Here is a 10,611-nt window from a genome sequence, read left to right as displayed (position 1 = left end):
TGAAAGATGAGGACGGCCACTATCTGCGGCAAATACGGCTTGGAATAGCGCCGTATAAGGGTGACAAGCATGCCCACAGGTCCTTAGAAAGAGTGAATGGATGCGGGGTCACCTAACGGTGCAGCCCCTCACGAAATGCCCTCAGGAAAGGCAGTGGCTTGATTCTTCTGCATAACCGTATACGCAAGGTGGACTTAGCCAGACATCGCGCCAGGTCACATCCAGATCACGGGAAGTGCCCTATCCTGTTCGCCGGACAGGGCACCTCCTGGCTGATTGCTATTAAAGGCTACAACTAGATTATTGCAACAAACACATTGTTAAGCGTGGGGCGACCAACACAACAACCACTAATCCAGCTGCAGACCCAAACGTATCCTGGCATGGCTTTCCTCCTCTCAGTGACTCCGCGCAGCAATGATGCGCTCAGCTTTAGATGAGATCGAAACTCGAGAAACGATGCTGACGCGAATCCGCACCAGGGTTGCCTGAATTCCAGATAGGAGCAGAGGCAATTACTTTCACACTCACGGCTCCGTCATTAAGTAGTTGCAACCGCGTCGACTGTGACGGCCAACACGAAAGATCGCTGTGGGAGTGAATGTCAACAATCGCAATGATGGCAATCACCCCCGGGGGGCACCAGCCAAGCCCCACGCTCTTAGCAAGAAGCTGAGCATGGCCGGCATCTCAGTTCTTCCCATCAGCATGAATCGGGTTCGGCGCACCGCCGTCTCTACTTCATCCGCACGCGGATCGCCAGCTGATCGAAAGGCTTATGCGCGGTACCGGGATGCTTAAGCCCTGGACCAAAAGAGCGCCTGCCCATCGGAGGCGTCTCACCGCACATATTTAGGACAACATGAGGCCGACCATCGGACGCTATTATTAGGCTCCTTGGGCCAGGTACGGAAGGCGCCTCGCACATATTGCGAGGCGCCTCCCGAATCAAGGGGACGCTATTTATCCAATGCGGACGGCGTAAAAATTGTTAGTGATGTTGAACTGAAACCAGTTGGAAAACCAGCCCGAAGCATTAATACCTGTCATTATTCCTTCTTTCTTGGTGATTTCAAGAAGCATCTGAAAGTGCTTCACTTTTGGATAAGCCCGGACGCTCTGATAACGCGATCGAAACATGATTTATCGATCAACCACCCGAGTGCCGGATGTAACAGGGTTTCGCTTGTTACAACATGAAATAGTTGCGAGGTTGGCTCTAGTGACGGAGAACTCGCAAAGAAATCTCAAATTTGCCTGGGACGAATGATGACGTTCCTGGTCAGAGTTCGGGTGAGACTGGCGGAACCAGTTTGTGACGCACCAGAATTTGAGTGACGTGAGTTGAGCTGCGCCGCTTTGCGCCAATCGATTAGAGTTGACTCTTCTGCGGAAGTTGACGTAACTCACGGTTACTCTTCTCCCGTTGTCTCATTGAGAAAGCACCCGCGTATTCCGTGCGGAGGGCCTAGTCCGCGCCGCCACAACCCACCGTTCCACAGCGCTTCACCCCTCTTATGGGCACTGGGTTCCTCGCTGCGTTGAGTTTCACTCGTCACTTCTCCGCGGAACAGCGTTTGTTCGCTCGCCACCTGACGCGGTCACGCCGAGGAAACCCCGCCTCGCTTAATCAACTTCTGGGTGCACGTCGGGCTTCTTCGGCACATTTGCCTCACGCAGGATCATGGATATTCAAAGAGTGCCCGAGCGAGCTTCGAGTCCCGTGATCTTCATACGTTTCAGGCAGGCGGTGGGCTCCAGACCCCTTGCGAGTCTCGGGAAGACGAGACATGACAGAACGCCGTTGCCGCACCCCGAAGGGCCCGCAGAATGGGCCGAAATCGTGCGAGTGCGAGCGGTCACCAACGGGATGAAGTCCTAACGTGCATGGATCTGGCCGTTCCCGAAGGCACGTTTATACATCAACTCCTAATGCCTTCAAGAACGGTCCCTCTTTGTTGCTCTTATGCAGATGGGCGCCCAAAAGTACCGCTCCACACCGCCGATCCGGTGCGCCGGGATACTGGCCCGCTCCCTCCACGTATACGACGCACCGGTTTCAGTAGCGACGGAACGCTCATCAGGAAGGTTCGGGGGAGGCGTATTCGGCGTATGCCTCAACGCGGCGTCGATACGCAAAGAATTTCATTCTCGAATAAGGACGGTCCCATCCGGATCCACTAGCACGCTAACAATTCCTGTGCGCGGGTGTTCGTATGTCGCATGCACGCTTCCGTCCGGGCTGCCTACGTAGGTCGGGAAATGCGTGTCGAATCTCTTCTCCAGCACCCGGAAGGCCATTAGTTGGGCCTCATTAGCTCCGGCCTTCAGGGCACTATCACGGCGGTATCCATCCATGAAACGCCGACGCTGGGCCTCGGACATCAGACTAAACGGTGAAGCCCCATTCGCCTCAGAACCATCACCCCCGGGTGAGACCTTCACTTCTCGACACCCCCTCAGCCGCAAGCGGACCATTACGTAGCCCGCCAGCACGCCCACCGGGAATCACCATGACACTCCTACTTTGATTCAACTCAATTATCATAAGGCCGCTGATCAAGCGAGAGTGCCGCCTACTCCCGGGCTTACACCCAGCCCCACGCTACAAGCCCAGCCCCCGGAGTCAAGCCACGCACCCACCAACACGAGGGCAGCCGCTTATTCAACGCCACCTGCCGCACAAAAGCGCGGGCAGCTTCGAACCGCGGCTGGCATCTCTAGGCAATGCCTAAGCTCGCGCGAACACTCGGCAGCGCCCCCGAACTTCCCCGGCCGGAGTATCAACGAATGTCTGTTCGAAGGCCGCTGGCAGCTTCGAATCGGCATTCCCTCCGCCCACGCTTATGCTCCCTTGGGGCGAGTGGAGGATCATCCACAGTGCAAACTAATTGTCCGGTATTCGCAGTTCCGTGACCGCTGAAAGTGGGGGCTCTCCCATCGGGTTCAGGGCTAGATCGGGCTAGACCTGGAATCCCGGACATTGGGTGCTGTTGTTGATCATGATGCGGACGAGCTGGCATACGGGCACGTTCGGATGTTGGTGCACTGCAGAGAGCCGTTTGACGTCCCCTGCTCGACGGACAGAGTGAAGTCGCTCCCCAGCCCGTGCGGGGTGAACCATACGTAGGCTAGCGCGCTAGATGGTCGCTCCAGCGGCCGCCGTCGACCGCCGGATCGCACCATTACCACCAAATTCCGTCTTAGTGGGGGCTCGATTCACATTGTTGGCCGCGCCCGTCGGTCGATCGATCACAGTGCTAACGAATCCCTCTGGCCGGTTCGCGCGGCAGCCAGCAGAGACACTAAGACCCCGCACTGAGGTATCCGCGTCTCAACGTGCGATCAAGACTTGAGGAATTGGCAGCAGCCAAGACCCAGCGCCGGCTGCAAGGCCGGTAGCCAAAATTAGCCAGGCGAGTGGAAGCATCTTCTTCCACTGCAGGACGCCGGCGAGCACTCCCAGGCTCAACTGGCTCACTTAATTGGTGTGTCCCGGAGAAAGGTGTGTCGCCAGCTCCGGTTGTCGATGGCTAGCCCGGCTTGCCGCGATAAGTTCAATCCGGTACCGACAAGATAGCCACTTTCAGATGTGCGCTCCCTCAAGAAGCCGCGGGCATCGCCAGCTAGTTTATCCCCCGGAAACGAGAGGGCGGTGCTGTTTCCAAGCAGTTCAATGTAGTGGTGAATCGGCCACACAAGGAGCATCAACACCATCAAAGTGGGGCTTGGTGGACAGGCACCATCGCCTCCGTGCTCTCGGTGATTCCGGCCTGTGTCTACAGGGATGCCAGCACTGCAATTGTTGAGGAGAGAGCGTCAGCCAGCTCCCGGCCCTTGGTCACGAATTGTCGGTAGAACTGGTCGCGGTGTTCGTCGTGTCCGTGAAAATGATGAGGAGTGAGGACACCGGAAAACACCGGTACGTCCGTGTCCATCTGCACCCGCATGAGGGCATCCACAACGCTTTGCGCGACGAACTCGTGACGGTAAATACCGCCGTCGATGACGAGGGCGGACGTGGCGATTCCGGCGTAACGTCCAGAAGTTGCAAGTCGTCGGGTGAGTAACGGGATTTCGAAAGCCCCGGACACATGGAATACGTCAACCTCAGTAATGCCAAGTTCCTTCAGTCGAGCCAGGAAGCTATCAACAGCCAGATCGACGATATCAGCGTGCCATTGGGCGCTCACAATGGCTACTCGGACAGCGGGAGCAGGATTGAGTGACAACGATTTGCCTTTCGTGTAGGAAGTCGTCCAGTGAGTGGGCGGATTCAATGACAGGACCCAGCCGGTGGAAATAGACGTTCAATGCGCATGAACAGGCTGGGTCCTGTCGGGAATGAGGGGCTCGGTGTCGTGAAAGAGTGACGCTGCTCCGGAGGTTTGCCCTCTGATGGGCTCTGTATATCAAAGGATCCCTAAGACGCCGAAAATAGCCGGGCACCAACTCGACAACTCGGAATTTCACCAAACATCCGTTGGGTGAAAGCGTTTCCGCCACGGCAATCGAAAATGGATGAGAATGCGGACAAGTCGCTGCGGGCTCTTCCCATAATTTTGGAGTCCTTGGGCAGAATTTTGCTTGTCTTCGAGGTGCCGGCCCGGGCAGAGTTCCGGGAATTCGCCGATCTGCTTCCACACCCACCCGTCGATACAAGCTGCGTTAGTGCATGGTCGCACTGCCATTGTTTGATCTCCGAAAACTCGCATATTCCCCATTAGGGAATTTTGATCGTCATGGACCAGTGCCACGCGGGATTTTGTCAGAGAGTATGGGGTTGTGAGATACGGCGCATTCTTCCATTTAGTAGGCCAAGCGAGGCGTTCTTAGATGTCGCGTTTTTTGAGGAGGATCATTGCGATGATGGCGGGGATAATGACCCACGCGCCGAGGACGAGGGCGGCTTGCCAGGCTTCGAGCTCGCCGGGCGGATGCTCGACGGGGAGCAGGCTGTTCAGGGTGCTGCTGGGGAGGTACTTGAGTATTTCTTTGCCCACGTCACCTCCGACTAAATTGAGCGAACCGGGTGCTATGGCGATCAGCGTAACCAAGGCCATGATCGCACCAGCGGCGTTACGCAGGATAGTGCCCAAGGCCATGCCGGTGCCCGCGATGGCGGCCATGTAGGCGCTGTAGACCAGCAGGCGCCGGATGGATGCCGGGTTGGCCAGGTTCATCGCGATGTTGTAGCTGTCCAGGATCGGGATCGTTACGAGCCCGGCGATGTACGAGGCCGTAGCCGTCAGCGCGAACCCGGTGACCGTGATCACGAGGAGCTTGGCCACGAACGGCGAGAACCGCTTGGGAACGGCCGCGAACGTCGAACGTGCCATGCCGGTAGTGAATTCGGAACTCATCAGCAGGACTCCGAGGGAGCCGAAGATGAGCACTGCCATCCCAACCCCCATGGTGGGCGCGTCGTATGCGAGGTCCCCGCTCTGCATGTCACTGAGTAATGCGGCGTCGGGGGTTGCGTTTGCGGCCATTTCCCCGGCGTCTTGGGCTGACAGGGCGGCGATTCCGATGATGAGCGCCGCGGTGGACGCCAGGAGGACCAAAGTGGAGGTCAGGGTGCGGAACTTGATGAACTCGGAGTTCAGGACGCGATGGAATGCCGGTCCGGGACCGACCGAGTTGCGGATGGACCTGCGGTCCACAGTGGTGGTGCTCATATCTATTTCCCTCCGGCCTGGGCGGGAACCGAAGCCCCGGTGGTGATGTGCGAGTGGTATTCGACCTCGTCCTTGGTGAGTTCCATGTAGGCCTCTTCAAGGCTTGCCTGGAGCGGCGTCAGCTCGTAAACCATGACCTGGTTGTCCAAGGCAGTCCGGGCGATTCCGCGGGGATCGACCCCCGAAACCTCCAGGAGTTCGCGCTCGTGGACTTCCACGGACACTCCCGTGCCTGCCAGCAGCTGCATGAGCCTCTCCGGCTGGTCCGTGCGGACGCGGGTCCGTGCATGCCCCTTGCCGGTAATGATCTCCGCGATGGGAGCGTCGGCGATGATCTTGCCGCGGCCGATCACGATCAGGTGGTCTGCCGTCAAAGCCATTTCACTCATGAGGTGGCTGGACAGGAACACCGTGCGGCCCTCGGAGGCCAGCTGCCTGGCCAGGTGGCGGACCCAGATCACCCCCTCGGGGTCCAGACCGTTGACCGGCTCGTCCAGGATGATGGTCTGAGGATCGCCCAGCAGCGCAGCGGCGATGCCGAGGCGCTGACCCATTCCGAGCGAAAATCCTTTGACCTTCTTCTTCGCGACGTCGCCCAGGCCAGTCATCTCGATGACTTCAAGGACCCGGCTCTTGGGGATGCTGTGCGTCGCTGCCATGGCCAGCAAATGGTTGTAGGCGGTGCGGCTGGTGTGGACGGCCTTGGCGTCCAGCAGGGCACCGATTTCACGCAGCGGTGCCTTGTGCTGGGCGAAAGGCACACCGTTCACGGTCACCGAACCGGAAGTGGGAGCATCCAACCCCATGATCATGCGCATGGTGGTGGACTTGCCGGCGCCGTTCGGGCCAAGGAAGCCCGTCACCCGTCCGGCCTGGACAGTGAAACTGACACCGCCGACGGCGGTCTTCTCGCCGTAGACCTTGGTCAGGCCTTTTGCTTCAATCAAGAACAGTTACCTCTTCATCTGTATTCATGCGCGGGCAAGTGGCTCTCCTGACGGTTGTACGGACGCTAACCCCGCCAACTCATCAAGATCTCGGACCAGGGATGAACCCACACCCTGGGCATTCATCCGAACGGACTGCACCCCCGGACCAATGCCTTCACCTAGTAGCCCGGCACCATGATTTGGTGACGGACCCCAGCGGCCCATTGCGATTGGTGTCACCCGTGTCGGTGGATCCGGGGTTGGCCTGACACGCCGGGCTTGCCTGGCGGGGAGGACTGATCATGAGCGACACCATTGATCCCAGGTCCACTGAGGTGGATCAGCAAGAGTTGACGCAGCAGCTCCTGTCCCGGACCAAGGAACAGGGGTGGAGGTGGTTGGCCCGGGAGGGCTGTTGAACCAGCTGACCAACGACGTTCATCGACGCGATCCACGTCAAAGTCCGTGATGGGCAGGTCACTAACCGGCCCATCTACGTGGCCATTGGCGTCACCATCAGTGGGGAGCGGGAGGTCCTTGGGTAGTGGGCCGGTGATGGCGGGGAAGGAACGACGTTCTGGCTCGCGGCAACGCTCTCTGCGAGATCATTATTGGCGGATTCCGTGAAGTCGAATTCTTGCACTGGGCGTTCCCGGGTCCTGCAAACGCTCAAGTGGAATGCTCGGACGCTTACATGAACTCCCGGCCGACGCCCTGGTGACCCGCCCAATAACAGTCGCCGCAAGGTCCCACGCCCTGAGCCTCAGTCCGCTGAAATTCTTGTGGAGTTCCGCTTGTAATGCGTCATGAATGGCCGACGGCCGGCTAATACTCCCTGACAGCCCACACAGGGCCGGCCTGCAGTGAGCCGGTCCTAGTGGGGTGTTGGGTCCGCACCAGTCTGGGCGCGGACCCGTCACCATCAGGGGCGGAAATTCATGTCTGCCCCAAAGGAAATGCGTCCGACCGCGCCCCCCGGAGCGAGGACGTGTTTGTCCGCGGACTAAGACCGACGGACAGTGCGGTCGTCCACGCCCCCATGTGGGCGGCCGCACTCCCTTCCGGCTTTCGAAAGCCCGCAAGGGGACTGAGTCCATGGCGGCAGACAGCGATCCTCCGTACTTCGCCCGTTCGCAGAGCTCGCCGTAGGGTTGATCTGGCGTGAATGCGATTCCGGGTCGCCAGCAGTCAGCTGCTGCCAGCATTAGGTCGTCGTGTTTCTCAATGTGGTGAAGCTGGGATCCATAAGGGCCGTTCGAGCGACGTGAGTGCACGGAAGACTGCGCCGATTCCAGGCGGAATTTTGAAGCAGTGTGTGCGCTGACGCCCACCTTGATCCTTTGATTCAGAGTCACTGTCAGGAGGGCTCGTTGGTGAGGACTCGCATGCGGTCCTGCTCGCTGTGGCTTGGCAGCTTGATGGCGACCATAACGATAAACCGAGCCCCGGAGTGTTTCCGAACCACACCTACAACTCAACCGTCGGGGGCGAAACTTGGGTTTGTCTGTTTGTGTAAAGCCGGATCCGCTCGCCTGTCGTGGTGGCCCTATGCGGGGGACAGGAGGCTCCGGACCGTTTGGATTTGTTGGGTATGACAGGCGCCGTTGCGGCACCCCCAGCGTGCCGCAACGGCGCGTGTGACTCCTTCAGCAAGGGCCTGCTGCTAGAGCAGATCACCTGCGGAATCAGTGTCAGGACCCGGCCGGTGGAGACCAACGTTCAGCGTGCATGAACGGGCTGGGCCCAGTCGGATATGAATAGCGAGGTACCGTGAAGAAATGACGACGCCTCAGTCTTCCTCGTTCCGGCGTAGCCACCACGCGGAATGGTGCAAGGCGGGGCCGGGATGTCTGAAGCTGAATCAAGGTGCGCTGACTGCCCATGAAGTCGTGCGTGTAAATAACCGCAGGAGCAGATTTCACATCCATGGTCACGTCAGATCAGTGTGAAACGCATTTGACACACATGACCAGGGGGGACATCCACCATGCCAAGTGTAGTTCTATGTGCCATTTGAACCGGGCTTCGCGTCAGGATCAACCCCACTACTTCTTCTTGTTATACGTGGCGCTAAATTAATCGACGCGCGCCCCCTTTCACCATGAAGCGGAGACCAACGCATGCCCAAAACTCGTCCAACGCCAATTTTCCCAATTACCGCGGGTCTAGTGACCGTAGCAGCGGTCCTGACAGGATGTTCTACGGCTCCCCAGCTATCGGCGGCCGCGTCAGCCACGTCAACGCCGCCCGCAGTGTCGACGGCATTCTCCCAATTAGAGAGCCAGTACGATGCCCGGCTGGGCGTGTACGCGGTCGACACCGGGACCGGTAAGACGGTCACATATCGACCGGATGAACGGTTCGCATACGCGTCAACTTCAAAAGCACTACTCGCCAGTGCCATTCTGGTCAAAGCCAGCTCACGAGAGCTCGACCAAGTCATCAAATATAGAAAAGAAGACCTCGTTGCCTACTCACCCATCACCGAGAACCACGTCGAGGAAGGCATACCCCTGCGCGAGGTGATAGCAGCGGCGCTGCAGTACAGCGACAACACCGCGGCGAACCTCATGTTCAAACACCTCGACGGCCCCGCAGGTCTTCAGAAAGCACTCATGGCACTTGGGGACAACACCACCCACGTCGACCGCATCGAACCTGACCTCAACGAAGCCATGCCCGATGACATCCGCGATACCACCACACCCAAAGCTATCGGAACCGACCTCTACAAATATGCCCTCGGCGACAGCCTACCCATGGACAAACAAGAACTCCTGACCACCTGGCTCAAGGGCAATACCACCGGAGCGAAACTCATCAAAGCAGGCGTCCCGGCCGAGTGGACCGTCGGAGACAAAACCGGGGCGGGTAGCTATGGAACCAGAAACGACATCGCGGTCATCTGGCCCGATAAGGGCGAGCCCATCGTTCTCGCGGTCATGTCCAGCAAAACTACAAAAGACGCCAAATACGACGATGCGCTAATCGCCGCTGCGACCCAGGAAGCCATCAAAGAACTGAAATAGCCTACCGTGACCAACAGCAGCAGACGGGGTCGAGCTAGAGAACTCCTCTACCCGAATTCTTGGTACCGAGTGGGCTCTGGAGCGCAACCAACCTGTCGCGTGGTCCAGCGACGGCGCCCAAGGATTCTCCATGCAAGCGGCAGCGCTGAACATCCTCGATGGACCTCTGGCCCCGGCCCAATCACCCGGACCGCCCGACATGCGTTTGGGTCCGTTGCGTAAAGGATGTGTCAGCGAGTCCTTGCCTAGCCAGCTACGGCATGGGACAAGACCAAGCGTTGCGCCGGAGACGCCTGCGTGTAGGCCTGGAAGGCTGCACTGTCCGCCGGGACTCGAACGAGAGACAACCACGACCTCATGACGCCAACCAGCTTGCGTTGGGTCTATCTCCGGCAGCGAGAACAAATAGCAACCCGTGGTCGACGACTTATCTCGAAGAGAATCTGCGCCGCGCCGGCTCCGCGGCGCAAAGGCCGGCATCCGCTGATCCAAGTTACGGACACACGTTTCCCGTGCCAGCGGTGGATCGTCAAGTCAGTCGGCCACGGCAACCACTTGCCTCAAGTGGTAGTTCGCCCCGGAAGAAGCCACGCTAGGGTACCCCTATCATTTTCTTCGTCAAAGCGGGGTCGGGCCAGCGCGATGACGGCTTTGTTGTGGTGTTTGCCTGCAGCGCCTTTGCGATTGGGACGCGCGGAGCGGCTCCTTCACGGCGGCAAATGCGGTGAGGTAGCAGGTATGCGGCACGGTCCGTGCGGCGTCGGTAAGGATGGCGACTCCCGGGCATCGGTTTCAACCAGGCAAAAACCCACCAGAACGCTGGCAGCCTAGGCCCCACCGCCGGCAATGCGCCGATGGTGGGGGCCGACTTCCAGAAATAGGGGCGCAAGGTTCAGAGGGCGGTGGTGGTGTGTTGAAGATAGGCCAGCCGCAGACCTTTCTTGGCTCTGCCGTGGAGTGCGGCGACGGCGTTGG

At 58.9% G+C, this 10,611-nt stretch carries 4 protein-coding genes and 1 pseudogene; 2 read left to right on the top strand and 3 right to left on the bottom strand.

The features are described 5' to 3' along the window. Nucleotides 1-3,779 precede the first annotated feature (3,779 nt). From ACFRJ9_RS23740 to ACFRJ9_RS23730, 3 genes are all read right to left on the bottom strand, one after another. Complete coding sequence (locus ACFRJ9_RS23740; protein ID WP_377673326.1) at nucleotides 3,780-4,232, bottom strand: 6,7-dimethyl-8-ribityllumazine synthase; 453 nt, start codon at nucleotides 4,230-4,232, stop codon at nucleotides 3,780-3,782. 600 nt (nucleotides 4,233-4,832) lie between these two features. Continuing rightward, entirely contained in the window at nucleotides 4,833-5,678 is an 846-nt protein-coding gene (locus ACFRJ9_RS23735; protein ID WP_377673323.1) for an ABC transporter permease, read from the bottom strand. 2 nt (nucleotides 5,679-5,680) lie between these two features. Next, nucleotides 5,681-6,625 carry an ABC transporter ATP-binding protein gene (locus tag ACFRJ9_RS23730; RefSeq protein ID WP_377673320.1) on the bottom strand — a complete coding sequence of 315 codons (945 nt, stop codon included), beginning with the start codon at nucleotides 6,623-6,625 and terminating at the stop codon, nucleotides 5,681-5,683. A 419-nt stretch (nucleotides 6,626-7,044) separates the two neighbouring features. Between ACFRJ9_RS23730 and ACFRJ9_RS23725 the strand changes: the two are divergent. Beyond that, nucleotides 7,045-7,149, top strand: a pseudogene (locus ACFRJ9_RS23725) (transposase); the annotation flags it as partial. A gap of 1,710 nt (nucleotides 7,150-8,859) precedes the next feature. Further along, nucleotides 8,860-9,636 (top strand): class A beta-lactamase, encoded by a 777-nt coding sequence (bla, locus tag ACFRJ9_RS23720; protein WP_377673317.1) that lies wholly within the window; start codon nucleotides 8,860-8,862, stop codon nucleotides 9,634-9,636. Nucleotides 9,637-10,611: the final 975 nt, after the last annotated feature.

It is taken from the genome of Paenarthrobacter sp. NPDC056912, assembly GCF_042786555.1.
GTDB lineage: Bacteria > Actinomycetota > Actinomycetes > Actinomycetales > Micrococcaceae > Arthrobacter.
This window is presented reverse-complemented; position numbering and strand designations above follow the sequence as displayed.